Here is a 15,217-nt window from a genome sequence, read left to right on the forward strand (position 1 = left end):
TGCCGTCCGCCACTCGTGCCTCCCGCGTCGATCCGCTCCTTCTGCCAGCGGACCGGCAGTCGGGCGGGGGCGCGAGCAGGAGGGATCCGTTCGGGTCACGCGGCACGGACGGCCGCGCCACGGGGCCTGCCGGGAGGAATCCGGGCCGCCCCGTGGCGCAACATGGCTCAAACCAGCTCGGGCTGCGGCTCCGGCTGCGGCACGAGCGCGGTCCTGGGTTCCCACGTTCTGGTGGTCCGTACGTAGGCGTGGATCACCGAGGCCATCGCCAGAATGACGAGCGGTCCGAACAGCCACGGATATGCGGCCATCCGCACCGGCAGAAAGCGGTACGACACCAGGAGCGCCACGAAGACCGTCGCGCCGTGAGCGACCAACTGCATTCCGGACCGGTCCCAGCCGCGTGCCTGCGCACGCAGAGCGCCTTCGATCGTGAGCGTGAACACCACGCCGGCGACGATGTCCGCGCCGTAGTGATAGCCGAAGCCCAGCGTCGCGCCGAGCGTGGCGATCAGCCAGAACGTACCCAGGTAACGCAGAGCGCGGGGGCCCCTGCGGGAATGGACGAATATCGCGGTGGCCCACGCCGTGTGCAGGCTGGGCATGCAGTTGCGCGGGGTGATCTCGTCGAACGGCATGGAGTGCGGAACGGTGCCCGGCGGGGTGTTCGGCCACAGGTCGGCCACCGCCCAGTGCCCGCCGTCGGCGCCGTAGGCGAAGATCGGCCCGACCACCGGGAAGATCATGTAGATTCCCGGCCCGAGCAGGCCGATCACGAGGAAGGTGCGCACCAGGTGGTGGCGCGGGAACCGGCGCTCCACGGCCACGTCGCGCAGCTGGTACAGCGCGATGACCACCGCGGCCACCGCGAGCTGGATGTAGACGTAGTCCAGCACATGGGCGCCGACGGAACCGGTGGCCCGGACGATGCGCCCCGCGATCCACGACGGGTTGCCCAGCGCGTGGTCGGCGGTCGCCACGTACTGGTCGAGCACCGTGGGGCGGGTCCTCGAGGTGATGAGCAGCCAGGTGTCGCCGGTCTTGCGGCCGGCCACCAGCAGCAGGCCCAGCCCGACGCCCTTGAGGAGCAGGATGCGCTCCCGGCCGGTGCGGCGCGTGACGGCGATGACCGCGCAGCCCAGCAGCACCCACAACGCGCCGTTGCCGAAGGGGTGGCCGTAGCCGTGCGGGATCTTGGCGTCGACCGCCCATCGCACGGCCGCGAACACGAGGTCGATGCCGATCGCGACGCCGATCGCGATGAATCTCTGTCTCCAGGTGAGCACCACCATCATCAGCGCCATGCTGGCGTACAGCAGTGGTCCTGATTTAGGAGCAAAAATCACCTCTTTCGCCTGGTTGGTGATCGGGCCCGGCAGTCCGTACCGCCGTGCTGCGATCTCCAGCGCGACGAGGAATCCCAGGGTCACCACACCCGCCGCGCCCCACAGAATCACCCGCGGTTCACGCCAGGCAATCGATGCGATTTTTTCCTTTGTTCGCGAAAAAACCCGCGATGCTATAGATGTCAATTTTTTGGCCGATGTGTTTTATTTAGCTGACCAGGTCACTGTTGTGCTGGACGGTATTCCGGTGGAGACGGCGATGAGGTGATCATCGCGAGATCGAACATGCTATCGGAGTGGTGTCGGCGAAGTGTCTCGGGGATGACTATCAGGTACCGGCACCCCATGGACAGCGGGAACACCTCGCGGGTGACGGCCCCACGGGTCCCGCGCGCCGGATCGAGCCACGGAACGCTCGGAATCACCCGGCCGCCACGCGGTCGTCCGCTAGGGTGACCGGACCGTCCGCGGCCGGCGGACCGGCCCGGCCGGCCGGGGTTCCTCCCCCGAAAGGCTCCGATGTCGATCTTCCCCGCCGGCTCTCCCGCCGATGAGGTGCTGTCGCGCACGGTGACCACACTGCGCGGCGCCGGATGCGTGTTCGCCGAGGAAGAGGCGCGACTGCTCCTCGACGCCGCCGCGTCACCCGCTGAGCTGGCCGCGCTGGTGCACCGCCGCGTCGCCGGCGAACCCCTGGAGGTCATCCTCGGCTGGGCCGAGTTCTGCGGCCTGCGAGTCCGTGTGGACGCCGGTGTCTTCGTGCCGCGTCAGCGCACCCGCTTCCTGGTCGGCCTGGCGGCGGAGCTGGCCCGGCCGGGCGCCGTCGTCGTCGACCTGTGCTGCGGTACCGGGGCGATCGGCGCCGCCGTCGCCGCACGGGTCCCCGGGATCGAGCTGTCGTGCGCCGACGTCGACCCGGCCGCGGTCCGCTGCGCCCGGCTGAACGTCGGTCCCGACGCGCAGGTCTACAAGGGCGACCTGTACGACGCACTGCCGGACGCGCTGCGCGGCCGTGTGGACGTCCTGGTCGTCAACGCCCCGTACGTGCCGACGGACGAGATGGCGATGATGCCGCCGGAGGCCCGCGACCACGAACCGAAGCATGCGCTCGACGGCGGCGCGGACGGTGTCGAGGTGCACCGGCGGGTCGCCGCCGGCGCACCGGAGTGGCTGGCGCCGGGCGGCAGCCTGCTCATCGAGACCAGCGAGGAGCAGGCACCGCTCACCGCGCGGGCGATGGCGGACCACGGACTCGTGCCGCGCGTGTCGACGGACGAGGACGTGTACTGCACGGTCGTCACCGGGACCCGCACGGCCGGTTAGCGCCCCGCAGCCACACCCGCCGACCGCGACCCGCACGGCCGGTTGGCGCCCCGCAGCCACGCCCGCCGACCGCGACCCGCACGGCCGGTTAGCGCCCCGCACCCGCCCGGGCACGGGCCGGCCGGACCGTACGGCCTCGAGGGGCGCCGGTCACCGCCCTTGCCGGCCGGCGGCCGGTGCCGGTTCCCGGCGCGGGACGCGGTAGCGGTCGGGGTCGACCACGGTGGTCAGGCCGTTGAGCAGGAGCCGGGTGCCGCCGCGCAGGTGGTCGAGGTCCTGGCTGCCGTCGCCGGTGGGCACCAGCCAGGTGTACTGCTCGGTCCAGGTCAGCCGGGATCCTGCGGCCTCGTCGGCCAGGTCGACGGTGACGAGGGAGATCCAGCGGCGGCGTCCGTCGACCTCCGCCTCGTAGACGTGGACGATCCGGGTGTCCGGCACGATGTCGAGGAACCGGGACCGGTAGGCGAGGCGCTCCTCGGTCTCACCGGATACGAACACGTTGCGGGCGGTCTCGCCACCGCCGACCCGGAAGTCCAGCTCGTGCTCGGCGCGGGCGGAGCTGCCGGGGAGCCGGAACCAGCGCCGGCGCAGGGCCGGGTCGGCGAAGCCCCGGAAGACCTGGGCCCGCGGCACCGTGAAGTCCCGGCCGAGCGAGAAGGAGCCGTGCAGCACGGGCGGCACGGCGTGACCGGCAGGACCGCCCGTGGCCCCTCCGGCGCCCGCGGCTTCCGCCCCTCCGGCTCCCGTGGGGTGCGCAGCCCCACCGGCTCCCGTGAGGTGCGCCGACCCGGCTTCCGCAGCTGCCGCCTGCCCGGGTTCCCCGGTTACCGCCTGTCCGGGTTCCACGGCCCGTGCCTGACCCGTTTCCCCGGATTCCGACTGGGTGGCGCGACCAGCAGCGTCCATGGGCTCAACGTAACACAGGCCGTGTGCAAGCCGGTTGGGGTTCAGGAGCGGCCCGCGCGGACGGCCAGCAGGTCGCGCAGTTCGCGGGCGTTGCGGCGGCTGACGGCAAGGATCCGGTCGCCGATCCGGACGGTCAGATTGCCTCCGTCCACGCGGAGTTCCTCGATCCTGCCGAGGGCGACGAGACGGCTGCGGTGGATCCGTACGAAGCCGCGCGAGCGCCACTGCTCCTCCAGGGTGGACAGCGGGATGCGCACCAGGTGGCTTCCCCGGCCGGTGTGCAGCCGCGCATAGTCGCCCTGTGCCTCGACGTAGGTGATGTCGGCGACGGGGACGAACCGGGTCACCCCGCCCAGTTCCACCGGGACTTGGTCGCCGTGGACGGGCACCACGGCGGGCCCGGCCGCCGCGGTGGCGGCCGGGCGGGGCCCCTGCCCGGCCCTGACCAGCTCGGCGACCCGTCGTACGGCCTCGGCGAAGCGCTCCTTGCGGAGGGGCTTGAGGAGGTAGTCGACGGCCTTGAGGTCGAAGGCGCGTACGGCGAAGTCCTCGTGGGCGGTGACGAAGACGATCAGGGGCGGGTCGGCGAACCCGCCCAGCAGCCGGGCCAGTTCGAGGCCGCTGAGCCCGGGCATGTTGATGTCGAGGAAGACGACGTCGAAACCCTCAGTGCCGTCCGGGCGCTCCTCCATGGCCCGGCTCAGCCTGCGCAGCGCCTCGGTGGCCTCCTGGGCGGGCACGACGGTACCGACGCGCGGGTCCTCGCCCAGCAGGTACAGCAGCTCTTCGAGCGCGGGCTCCTCGTCGTCCACGGCCAGGACGCGCAAGGGCACGTCGGTCACCCCCATGTCCGGCAGCTCCTCTCGCCCTCGGCCGCTCCCCCGCCCCGGGCGCGGTGCGGGGGGACGGCGGGATCATCACTGTGCGGGCGACGCGGGGATCCGGGCAAGAGCCGCACACCGACCGGCCGTCCGGACGCCGGGGCCCGTCGCGTCGGCCGGCCGGGAAGCCGCGAGGGCTCGTCAGGCAGCTCCGAGGCGACCGCCTACGGCGCCACCGGGTCGCCGTCCCCCAGTTGCAGCCACCACACGTCGTCGTGATCGCGGCTGAGCCCGAGCGTCTGCCGCTGCCCGTCGCCGAAGCGCAGCTCGACGCTGGCCAGGTTCGGCACGGCGGGGTCCTGCACGACCGCCTGGACCGCGTCGCCCGCGTGCGCGCCGTAACGGGTGATCAGCTTCCGTGCGGCCGCGTCCCGTCCGGTGTACCAGGGAGCGCCCAGCTCGGACAGCTCGGCGGTGTCACCCGCCTCCAGACGCTGGACGTACACCTTGAGGAGCAGGTCGACCTGGCCGGCGACCTCCCCGGCCTCGGGATAGCGGGACTTCACGGGGCGCACGGTGACCTCGACCTCCGGAGTCCGGCTCAGCGCGTAGGGAGCGGGGACGCGCAGCAGCCACCAGACGAGCGCCGAGGCCGCCAGGACGAGCACCGCGACCACGGACAGGGCCGGAGCCGACGCCTTCTTCATGTACAGGAACCCCGATTTACACGTACGCGACATTACACATGCTCGACAAAGTCCAGAGGATCTTCACAGGTGCGGGCCATCATGTCCATGCCCTGTGCTGGAGAGTCATGGCACACGCCGCGGCGCACCCCGTCGGCAGGTCATTGCTAAATTCCGCGACATGCCAGTAAATTTCGGGCAATCGCTTCGCTTCGAGATGTCACCGGCAGACGGGGCCCCACGGATGAGCACGGACGACCGCGTCGCGGTGACGACCGGTATCGCGCGGCTGCACGCGTCGCCCGGGCTCGCCGGGCCCGGCCGGCTCGGGCTGGTGACCAACCACACCGGCGTCCTCCCCGACCTGCGTCCGGCCGCGCCCGCGCTGCTGGAGGCCGGTGCGCGGCTGGTCGCCCTGTTCGGCCCGGAACACGGGCTGCACGGCACCGGCCAGGCCGGTGAGAGCGAGGCCGCTCGGGCCGACCCCGCCACCGGCCTGCCGGTCCACGACACCTACCGGATCAGCGGCGAACGCCTCGACAAACTGCTGATCGACAGCGGTGTCGACGCGCTGGTGTACGACCTCCAGGACATCGGGGCCAGGTTCTACACCTACGTGTGGACCATGTTCGACCTGATGGCCTCCGCGGCTCGCACCGGCGTACGGTTCGTGGTCGCCGACCGGCCCAATCCCCTCGGTGGGCTCGTCAGCGAGGGCCCGCTGCTCGACCCGGCGTGGGCCAGCTTCGTCGGGCGTGCCCCGATCCCCGTCCGGCACGGCCTCACCTGCGGTGAACTCGCCCGGCACCTCAACTCCACGGCCGTTCCCCACGTCGCGGACACACCCGCCGAGTTGACGGTCGTCGAAGCCGTCGGCTGGCGGCGCGCGATGGACGCGCACGCCACCGGCCTGCCCTGGGTCGCGCCCTCGCCGAACATCCCGACACCGGCCACGGCCGCCGTCTACCCCGGCACCTGCCTGTTCGAGGGCACCGATCTGTCGGAGGGCCGTGGCACCACGCAGCCCTTCGAGATCGTCGGGGCCCCCTACATCGACGCGCGGTTCGTGCCCGCCCTCACCGAACTCGCCCTGCCCGGAGTGCACTTCCGTGATCTGCGGTACGTACCTACCTTCCACAAGCACGCCGGACGGCCGCTGCGCGGAGTCCAGCTCCACGTCACCGACCGCACGGCGTTCGCTCCCGTACGCACCGCCGTCGCGATGCTCGCCACGCTACGGCGCCTCTACCCGGACGACTTCGCCTGGCACACCGGTGACGGCGGAGCGGAGGGAACCGGCCACCGGCACTTCATCGACCTGCTGTGGGGCTCCGACCGGTTGCGGCGCACACTCGACGCGGGCGACGACCCGCTGCCGCTGTGCGCTCCCCCGGCGCCGCCCGGCCGGTGGGCCGGCGACGACGTGCTGCTCTACCGCTGAGACCGCCGGGCCGCGTGGTCCGCGCATGGAAGGACGACCGCGTCGATGACCGAGCGCACCACGACGACGTCCCGGGCAGCGGTGCGTGGCTTCCGCCCGGGCGACGGCCCGCAGCTGGTGGAGGCGTGGCGGCGGAGTGCACCGGCCGACCCGATCAGCGCGGACCGCTTCCGCTCCCTGGTGCTGCTCGACGCCAATTTCGATCCGGAGGGCCTGCGGGTCGCCGTCGACGCCGGCCGCGTCGTCGGCGCCGCCTACGCGGTGCGGCGGCTGACCCCGGTCACGGGCACCGACCTGGAACCGGAGCAGGGCTGGCTCCCGTTCTTCTTCGTCGACCCGGCCGCCCGCGGGCGCGGTCTGGGGCGCCGGCTGCTGACCGACGCCCTCGACTGGCTGCACGGCCACGGCCGCACCCGGGTGGACTTCTCCTCGTACACCCCGAACTACCTCCTTCCCGGCCTGGACGCCGCGGCCTACCCGGAGGCTGCCGCGCTCCTCGGTTCCCTGGGCTTCCGCACGCTGTACGAGGCGGCGGCGATGGACCGCGGCCTGGTCGGCTACCGCTTCCCGGACGACGTCGCGTGCCGGAGGGACGAACTGGCGGCGCAGGGTCACCGGTTCGGCACGCCGACCGACGACGACCTCGTGGACCTCGTCGCGCTCGCCGGGAACCACTTCACCCCGGACTGGGCGCGCGCGATCCGGGAGTGTCTGACCGCGGGCACGCCGCTCGACCGTATCGTCGTCGCCCGGGCACCATCGGGCCGTCTGGTCGGCTGGGCGATGCACGGCGCGTACGAGTCGGCGGTCGAGCGGTTCGGCCCGTTCGGCGTGCTGGAGGAGATGCGCGGCACCGGGCTCGGGAAGGTCCTGCTGCACCTGGTCCTGGAGCGGATGAGGGCCCGCGGGGCGCACTCCGCGTGGTTCCTGTGGACCGGCGAGCGCTCTCCCGCGGGCCACCTGTACCGCAAGGCCGGTTTCAGCACGACCCGGGTGTTCCGCGTCCTGCGCCGGGAGGCCGCCCGGTGACGCCGGCCCGCCGCACGGTCCGCGACGGCCACCGCCACGAGGGGCCGCTGAGCCGCCGCCGCTTCACCCTCGCGCTGCCCTCCGCCCTGCTCGCCTCCGGGTGCGCCGCACCGCACCAGGGCACCGGGCGGCCCGGGGACCCGATCGTCCTCACCCTGCTCTCGCACTACGCGAGCGGGGAACTCAAGGCCGCCCTGCAGGGCCCGGTGGACGAGTGGAACGCCGCCCACGACCGGGTGAAGGTGCGGACGAAGGCCGTGGAGTTCTCCGACCTGCTCACCACCTTCATGGTCCGGCAGGCCGCCGGCCTGGGCGCCGACATCATCCACCCGTACTGCCTGTGGAACGGCCAGCTCGTCCGGGCCGGCGTCCTGCGGCCCGCTCCTCCCGAGCACGCCGAGGAGATCCGGCGCGGCTACAGCGAGGCCGCGGTGCGCGCCGCGTCGGTGGGCGGCACGGTGTACGGCTATCCCACCGAGGTGCAGACGTACGCCCTCTACTACAACAAGCGGCTGCTGCGCGAGACGGGCTTCCCCGGACCTCCGCGGACCTGGCGGGAGCTGGAGGAGGCGGCGTACCGCACCAGCAAGCGGGACCGGTACGGCAACACGCTGGTCCAGGGGTTCGGGCTGTCGACCTACGACGACTCCACCACCGTCGGTCAGACACTGGCCCTGCTGAACGCCGCCGGCGGACGGTTCGTCTCCGCGGACGGCAGGAGCACCGCCATCGACTCGCCGGCCGGGCGGGCCGTGTTCGACCTGGAACGGCGTCTCGTCACCGCGGGTGCCAGCGCCCCAGGCGTCAACGTCTACCGGGCGTTCCCGTCCGGGCAGGTGGCCATGGTGGTGAGCGCCGGCTGGTGGACCGGGAGCCTGAAGTCCCTGATGGGCGGCGACTACCGCGAGGTCGGCGTCGCGCCCGTGCCCGTCCCCGAGACGGACGACGAGCCCGCCACCCTCTCCACCGGTTTCATGCTGGGGGTCGGCACGGCCAGCCGGCACCCGCGCGAGGCGTGGGAGTTCCTGCGCTGGCTCAACACCGAGAAGACGGGCGCCCGGGGCGCGAAGGCGACCCGGATGAGCCGCCTCCAGGTGTCGGTGGGCACCCTGACCGGCCGCGCCGACGACATGCGGACGCTGCTGGGCAGGGGCGGCGATCCCAACCTGCGTCCGTTCCTGGAGGCGCTGGCGTACGCCGTGCCGGAGCCGAACGTACCGGGCGCGCAGCAGGCCAAGTCGCTGCTGCGCAAGAACATCGAGGCCGTGTGGACCGGGCAGCGGTCGGTCGAGGAAGCCCTGCGCACCACCCGCCGCCAGGTCGACCAGGAGGTGTCGCGCTCATGGTGAACGTGCTGGCGCCGGGGACGACCGGACGGGCCCGCGCCCCGGAGACCGCCGGACGCCGCGCGGCCGACGCGCGCGGCAGGGCACGGCGCCGCCAGGCGGTCGTCGCCTACCTCTTCCTGGCGCCGGCACTGCTGTTCTTCGCGGTGTTCCTGGTGCTGCCGCTCGGCTTCGCCCTGCTGCTGTCGATGTCCCGCTGGGCCGGGTTCGACCTGGGCGGCATCGACCCGGTCGGCCTGGACAACTTCGCCCGCCTCTTCGCGGACGGATCGACGTTCCTGGCGCCGGTCCTCACCAACACGCTGCTGTTCGCCCTGGGCACCGTGGCCCTCGCGCTCGCCGGCTCGCTGCTGGTCGCCACCTGCATCGACAAACTGCGGTTCCAGGGGCTGTGGCGCACCCTGTACTTCCTGCCGATCGTCACCACCGTCGTCGCCGTCGGCAACGTGTGGAAGTACATGTACGAGCCGGGCGGACTCGTCAACGGGGTCCTCAACGCCGCCGGTCTCGGTTCCGTGGCCTTCCTCCAGGATCCGGACACGGCGCTGCCCGCGGTCGTGGTCGTACAGGCCTGGGCCTCCGTCGGCTCCGCCGTCCTCATCCTGACCGCCGGGCTGAAGTCGGTCCCCGGGTCGTACTACGAGGCCGCCGCGCTCGACGGCGCCGGGCCCCTCACCGTCTTCGTCAGGATCACGCTGCCGTTGCTGCGGCCGTCCCTGCTGTTCGTGTGCATCACCCAGTTCCTCACCGGGCTCCAGTCGTTCGCGCTGATCGTCGTGATGACCAAGGGCGGCCCGGGGGACGCGACCGACGTGGCCGCGCTGGAGATGTACCGGCAGGCGTTCAGCTACGGCGACTGGGGCACGGCGAGCGCTGCCGCGTTCGTGCTGTTCGTGGTGGTCCTCGCGGTCACCCTCGTGCAGTTGTGGATCTTCCGTCGCAAGGGGGAGGACGCGTGAGGCGCCGCCGGTTCCCGTGGGTCTCGTACCTGGTGGTCGTGGCCGGTGCCGTGCTCACGGTGGTGCCGTTCCTCGACATGGTGATGACGTCCTTCAAGGGGCCGGGCGAGGCCGGCAGGCTGCCCTACCGGTTCCTGCCCGAGGCCTTCGGCCTGGCCAACTACCGTGCGGCGATCGGCCAGCTGAACCTGCCGGTGCTCTTCCGCAACAGCCTCGTCGCCACCGCCCTGATCACCGGGTCGGTGCTGCTGACGTCGTCCCTCGCCGGCTACGCCCTCGCCAAACTCCGCTTCCGGGGGCGGGACTTCGTCTTCCGTCTCGTGCTGTCGACGATGATGTTCCCGCCGTTCCTGTTCTTCGTGCCGCACTTCCTGATCCTGGTGCACTGGCCGCTGGCCGGCGGCAACGACCTGTTCGGGCGCGGCGGCGCCGGACTGACCGTCAGCATCGTGGCCCTCACCATGCCGTTCCTCGTCAGCGGTTTCGGGATCTTCCTGATGCGCCAGTTCGTGGTCGCGATCCCCGACGAGGTCCTGGAGGCCGCCCGCATCGACGGGGCCGGCGAGTTCACCGTGTGGTGGCGGATCGTGGTGCCGCAGACCAAGCCGGTGCTGGTGACACTCGGGCTGCTCACCTTCGTCGACGCCTGGAACGAGTACATCTGGGCGCTGCTCGTCTCGACTGCCGACCCGGACGTGATGACCCTGCCCGTCGGCATCCAGCTCCTGCAGGACTACGTCGACCCGGCGCGCACCATGCCCGTCGTCATGGCCGGCCTCGTGCTGAGCATCCTGCCGGTGCTGGTCCTCTTCCTGCTGCTGCAGAAGCACTACGTCCGCGGGGTCATGCTCAGCGGCCTGAAGTGACGACGCCCCGGGGCGCCCTCGCGTCAGTCCGGCAGCACCAGCCGGGCCGTCTCCCCCGGCCGCACCGGCACCACACGGTCCCGCAGCCGCACGTCGATGGGCGGCTGGTCGGAGTCCGGTACGGCGATCTCCAGCAGGCCGCTGCGCAGGCGCAGGTGGACGCCCCAGTGGCCGTGGTAGCGCAGGGAGAAGCCGTAGGAGGAGAGTTCCGGCAGCGGGACCGGGTCGAAGCACAGGCCGCCGCCCCGGGCCTCCAGACCGGTCAGTCCGCGCTGGACGAGGTCGAGGGTGCCGGCCATCGCGCCGAGGTGGATCCCCTCGCCGGTGGTGCCGCCCTGGAGGTCGGCGATGTCGCCGCGCAGCGCCTCCTGGACGAAGGCCCAGGCGTCCGCGCGGCGGGCGCGGGTCAGGATCCAGCCGTGGACCAGGCCGCTGAGGGTGGAGCCGTGGCTGGTGCGGTGGAGGTAGTGGTCCACGGTCGCGGACCAGGTGTGCTCGTCGAGCGGATGACCCAGCTGCTCGAACAGACGACGCAGTTCGTAGGGCGAGAAGAGGTAGCCGAGCATCAGTACGTCGGCCTGCTTGGACGCCTTGTACCGGTTGACGGTGTCGCCCTCGGCCTCCAGGATCCGGTCCAGGCGCCGGATGTCGTCGTACCGCTCGCGGTAGCCCTTCCAGTTCAGCTCGGCGAGGTCGCCGTAGCCGTCGAACTGGCTGATCACCCCGTCGTGGAAGGGGATGTGCAGCTTGCGGGAGACCTCCTCCCAGCGGGCGGGCTCGTCCTCCGCCAGGCCGGTGTGCTCGGTGAGTTCGCGGCGTCGCGGCTCGGGCAGACTGTCCATCAGTTCCAGGGTGCGGCTGAGCACCCAGGCGGCGGTGACGTTGGTGTACGCGTTGTCGTCCAGGCCCGGCAGGGCGGCGCCGGGGTAGGCGTCGTGGTACTCGTCGGGGCCGACCACGCCCCGGATGCGGTACCGGCCGAGGTGGTCGTCCCAGACCGCCGAGTCGGCCCAGAAGCGGGCGATCTGCAGGAGCATCTCGGCGCCCTCGCCGTGCCGGAACTCGGTGTCGCCGGTCGCCTCGCAGTACTCCCAGACGTTGTACGCCACGGCCGAGCCGACGTGGTGCTGGAGCCGGGTGTGATCAGGCAGCCAGCGGCCGGAGCGCGGGTTGAGGTGCAGCTGCTGGGTCTCCTCGCGGCCGTCGCTGCCGCTCTGCCAGGGGTAGAGCGCGCCGCGCCGGCCCATGCCGTGGGCGGCGTGGCAGGCGGCGTCCAGGCGGCGGTGGCGGTAGCGGAGCAGGGCGCGGGAGACCTCGGGCAGGTGCAGGTTGAGGTAGGGCAGGACGAACAGTTCGTCCCAGAAGACGTGGCCCCGGTAGGCCTCGCCGTGCAGTCCGCGGGCGGGGACGCCGACGTCCAGGTCGGCGGTGTGCGGCGAGAGGGTCTGCAGCACGTGGAAGAGGTGCAGGCGCAGGATGCTGCCCGCCTCGCCGGGCACCTCGAGCGCGGTGCGCCGCCACAGCTGTTCCCAGGCAGCGTGGTGTGTCCGGAGCAGCTCGTCGAATCCGGGTGCGGCGCGGACCCGGTCGACTGCGGCGCGCAGCGGGTCGCTGATGGCCGGGTCGCGGGAGGTGTGCAGGGCGACGGTCTTGTCGACGGTGACGGTCCCGCCGGGCGGCAGGTGCAGGCGCAGGCGCTGTACGGCGCGGTGGGTCTCGTTGGCGTGCGTCAGCGTGCCCTCCGCGGTGAGCCGGGCGGCCAGGCCGAGGCTGAGGTCGGAGGTGCGGGTACGGCAGCGCAGCCACACCGTGCCGGGCGCGGCGGTGCCGGTGTGCACGTGGATGAGGTGCCTGCCGTCCAGGTCCCGGTAGCGGGCCACTCCCGAGTTGGTGACGGTGCCGTCGAGGGCGGCCTCCACCTCCAGGTCGACCGGGTGGTCCGGAGCGGTGAACTCGGTGCGCAGCGCGGCGAGGTGGGGGTCGTCCAGGTGGACGAGGCGCAGCTGCCGGACGAGGAGTGTGCCGTCGCCGAGTGGGTAGCGGGTACGGCGCTCCAGCAGTCCGGGGTCGAGGTGGAGGATCTGGTGGTGCTCGGTGACGGCGGTGGTGTCCGGGGTGAGCCAGTCCCCGCCGGCGGTCCGGAAGCGCAGCGGCAGCCAGTTGGGCAGGTTGACGTTGTCCTCGTTCTCGACCCGGCGTCCGGCGACCTCGGAGGTGAGCCGGTTGTAGCCGCCGGCCGCGTAGGTGCCCGGGTAGTGGACGTCGTCGGCGGTGCACTCGGGCAGCGCCCCGCGTGTGGCGAAGTAGCCGTTGCCCAGGGTGCACAGGGACTCCCGCAGGCGTTCCTCGGCGGGCCGGTAGCCGTCGTACTCCCAGGTGGGTCCGGTCACCGTCGTCTCTCGGACAGCAGGCCGGCGAGGATCCGGTCGGGGGTGAGGGGGAGTTCCCGGAAGCGGATGCCGGTGGCGTGGTGGACGGCGTTGCCGAGGGCGGCCGCGGTGCCGACGATGCCGATCTCGCCGATGCCCTTGCTGCCCATGGGGTTGAGGTGGGTGTCGTGCTCGTCGATCCAGTCGGCCTCGATGTCCGGGATGTCGGCGTGGACGGGCACGTGGTAGGAGGCGAGGTCGGCCTCGGGGAAGTCGCCGAACGCGGGGTCCAGGGTGCTGCTCTCGGTGAGGGCCATGCCGAGGCCCATGATCATGGCGCCGGTGAACTGGGAGTGTGCGGTGCGGGCGTTGAGGATCCGGCCGGCGGCGAAGATCCCGAGGAGCCGGCGGACCCGGATCTCGCCGGTGACGGTGTCGACGGCGGCCTCGGCGAAGTGCGCGCCGAACGCGTGCCGTGCGTAGGGGCTGTCGGCGTCGGCCTTTCCGGTGGTGTCCGCGCGGACCGTCGGGCCCTCTTCGGGGTGGGCGGCGAGCCGGGTGCACGCCTCGTGCACGGCCCAGCCCCAGGAGGCGGTGCCGGAGGAGTCCGCGGCCATCGGCGCGGGCGGCAGATCGGTGTGACCGACCTCGGTGCGCACCCGGTCCAGGGGCACGCCGAGGGCGTCGGCGGCGATCTGTGCGAGGACGGTACGCGCCCCGGTGCCGATGTCGGCCGCGTTGACCCGGACGACGAAGGTGCCGTCGGGCCGGGCCTCGGCGCTGGCGGTGGACGGGGAGACCATGGCCGGGTAGGTGGCGGCGGCCACGCCGGTGCCGATCAGCAGCGGGCCCTCGCGGCGGACGCCGGGGCTCGGGTCGCGGCCGGCCCAGCCGAAGCGGCGGGCGCCCTCGCGCAGGCACTCCACGACGTGCCGGCTGCTGAACGGTCTGCCGCTGACCGGTTCCCGTTCCGGTTCGTTGCGCAGACGCAGCTCCACCGGGTCCATGCCGAGCGCGTGGGCGAGTTCGTCCACGGCGGACTCCAGGGCGTACATGCCGGACGCGTGGCCGGGTGCCCGCATCCAGGACGGGGTGGGCACGTCCAGCGGCACCACGTGGTGGGAGCTGAGCAGGTTCGGGGTGGCGTACATGACCCGGGAGACACCCGCGGCGTGCTCGACGTACTCCTTCACGCGCGAGGTGTGGGTGGTCACCTCGTGCAGCAGGGCGGTGAGCCGGCCGTCCGGGTGTGCGCCGAGCCGCAGCCGCTGCACGGTGGGGGCGCGGTGGCCGACGACGGTGGGCAGTGACCGGCGGGGGTGGGCCAGGGTGACGGGCCGGCCGGTGTGCCGGGCGGCCATCGCGGCGAGCACGACGTCGGAGCGCGGGGTGCCCTTCGAGCCGAAGCCGCCGCCGACGTGCTCGGCGACGACGGTGACGTCCTCCTCGGGCAGCCGGAACAGCCGGGCGAGCACGGACCGCACGGTCGTTCCGCCCTGGGTGGAGGTGTACAGGGTCAGCCGGTCCCCGTCCCACTGGGCCGTGGTGGCGTGCGGCTCCATGGCGTGGTTGTGCAGCGGCGGGATCCGGTAGGTGACGTCGACGCGGACCTCGGCCCCGGCGAAGGCGGCCACCGGGTCGCCGTACTCGGCGCGGCCGGGCTGGCCGCCGGCCTGCTCCGGCTCGTAGCCGGCCGGGTGGTCCTCGGTGAGTTCGGCGTCGTGGGGTGCGGTGTCGTACGTGACCCGGACGGCCCGGGCGGCGGCGCGGGCCTGCTCCGGGGTCTCGGCGACGGCCAGGGCGGCGCACCAGCCGCGGTGCGGTACGGCGGGGCCCTGCAGGACGGCGAGGGTGCCGTCCTCGGGCTCGGCGAGCCGGGGCGCGTCGGTGTGGGTGAGGACGGCGAGGACGCCGGGCAGGGCGAGGGCCGCCGAGGTGTCGACGGCGGTGATCCGGCCGCGGGCGACGGCGGCGGGAACGGGCCAGGCGTGGGTGCGGCCGGGCAGTGCGTACTCGGCGGCGTAGCGGGCGGCGCCGGTGACCTTCTGGCGGCCTTCCCGGCGCTCGGCGGGTGCGCCCAGGGCGGTGCCGGTCGTGGTGCCGGTCATGGGTCCTCCTGTGGCGG

General features: G+C 72.8%; 12 protein-coding genes. 6 read left to right on the plus strand and 6 right to left on the minus strand.

Features of this window, described 5'->3' with window-relative positions; translation table 11 throughout:
• Positions 1-167: 167 nt before the first annotated feature.
• Entirely contained in the window at positions 168-1,454 is a 1,287-nt protein-coding gene (locus JK359_RS36165) for a phosphatase PAP2 family protein (RefSeq protein ID WP_307788435.1), read from the minus strand.
• Positions 1,455-1,865: 411 nt separating this feature from the next.
• On the opposite strand from JK359_RS36165, the gene JK359_RS36170 reads away from it, so the two are divergent.
• Entirely contained in the window at positions 1,866-2,669 is an 804-nt protein-coding gene (locus JK359_RS36170) for a putative protein N(5)-glutamine methyltransferase (protein WP_201843867.1), read from the plus strand.
• Between the two features lie 150 nt (positions 2,670-2,819).
• Here JK359_RS36170 and JK359_RS36175 read toward each other — a convergent pair whose 3' ends face one another.
• From JK359_RS36175 to JK359_RS36185, 3 genes are all read right to left on the minus strand, one after another.
• Positions 2,820-3,341 carry an SRPBCC domain-containing protein gene (locus JK359_RS36175; RefSeq protein WP_307788432.1) on the minus strand — a complete coding sequence of 174 codons (522 nt, stop codon included), beginning with the start codon at positions 3,339-3,341 and terminating at the stop codon, positions 2,820-2,822.
• Positions 3,342-3,616: 275 nt separating this feature from the next.
• Entirely contained in the window at positions 3,617-4,423 is an 807-nt protein-coding gene (locus tag JK359_RS36180) for a LytR/AlgR family response regulator transcription factor (protein WP_201843868.1), read from the minus strand.
• Between the two features lie 197 nt (positions 4,424-4,620).
• Positions 4,621-5,103, minus strand: coding sequence for a hypothetical protein (locus tag JK359_RS36185; protein ID WP_201843869.1), 483 nt, complete (start codon positions 5,101-5,103; stop codon positions 4,621-4,623).
• 223 nt (positions 5,104-5,326) lie between these two features.
• Here JK359_RS36185 and JK359_RS36190 point away from each other — a divergent pair, with 223 nt between their 5' ends.
• The 5 genes from JK359_RS36190 to JK359_RS36210 are packed head-to-tail and all read left to right on the plus strand — an operon-like array spanning position 5,327 to position 10,723.
• Positions 5,327-6,523, plus strand: coding sequence for an exo-beta-N-acetylmuramidase NamZ family protein (locus JK359_RS36190; RefSeq protein WP_201843870.1), 1,197 nt, complete (start codon positions 5,327-5,329; stop codon positions 6,521-6,523).
• A gap of 45 nt (positions 6,524-6,568) precedes the next feature.
• Positions 6,569-7,552 carry a GNAT family N-acetyltransferase gene (locus JK359_RS36195; RefSeq protein WP_201843871.1) on the plus strand — a complete coding sequence of 328 codons (984 nt, stop codon included), beginning with the start codon at positions 6,569-6,571 and terminating at the stop codon, positions 7,550-7,552.
• Positions 7,549-8,901, plus strand: coding sequence for an ABC transporter substrate-binding protein (locus tag JK359_RS36200; protein ID WP_307788433.1), 1,353 nt, complete (start codon positions 7,549-7,551; stop codon positions 8,899-8,901). Before JK359_RS36195 ends, JK359_RS36200 begins: the two co-directional genes overlap by 4 nt.
• On the plus strand, positions 8,895-9,857 hold the full coding sequence (locus JK359_RS36205; protein ID WP_201843872.1) for a carbohydrate ABC transporter permease: 963 nt from the start codon (positions 8,895-8,897) through the stop codon (positions 9,855-9,857). The genes JK359_RS36200 and JK359_RS36205 overlap by 7 nt, the downstream gene beginning before the upstream one ends.
• Positions 9,854-10,723 carry a carbohydrate ABC transporter permease gene (locus JK359_RS36210; protein ID WP_201843873.1) on the plus strand — a complete coding sequence of 290 codons (870 nt, stop codon included), beginning with the start codon at positions 9,854-9,856 and terminating at the stop codon, positions 10,721-10,723. Before JK359_RS36205 ends, JK359_RS36210 begins: the two co-directional genes overlap by 4 nt.
• A gap of 23 nt (positions 10,724-10,746) precedes the next feature.
• On the opposite strand, the gene JK359_RS36215 is transcribed toward JK359_RS36210, so the two are convergent.
• Complete coding sequence (locus JK359_RS36215; protein ID WP_201843874.1) at positions 10,747-13,113, minus strand: glycoside hydrolase family 65 protein; 2,367 nt, start codon at positions 13,111-13,113, stop codon at positions 10,747-10,749.
• Entirely contained in the window at positions 13,110-15,200 is a 2,091-nt protein-coding gene (locus JK359_RS36220; RefSeq protein ID WP_201843875.1) for a xanthine dehydrogenase family protein molybdopterin-binding subunit, read from the minus strand. The genes JK359_RS36215 and JK359_RS36220 overlap by 4 nt, the downstream gene beginning before the upstream one ends.
• Positions 15,201-15,217: the final 17 nt, after the last annotated feature.

This window comes from Streptomyces actinomycinicus (assembly GCF_016741775.1).
Lineage (GTDB): Bacteria > Actinomycetota > Actinomycetes > Streptomycetales > Streptomycetaceae > Streptomyces > Streptomyces actinomycinicus.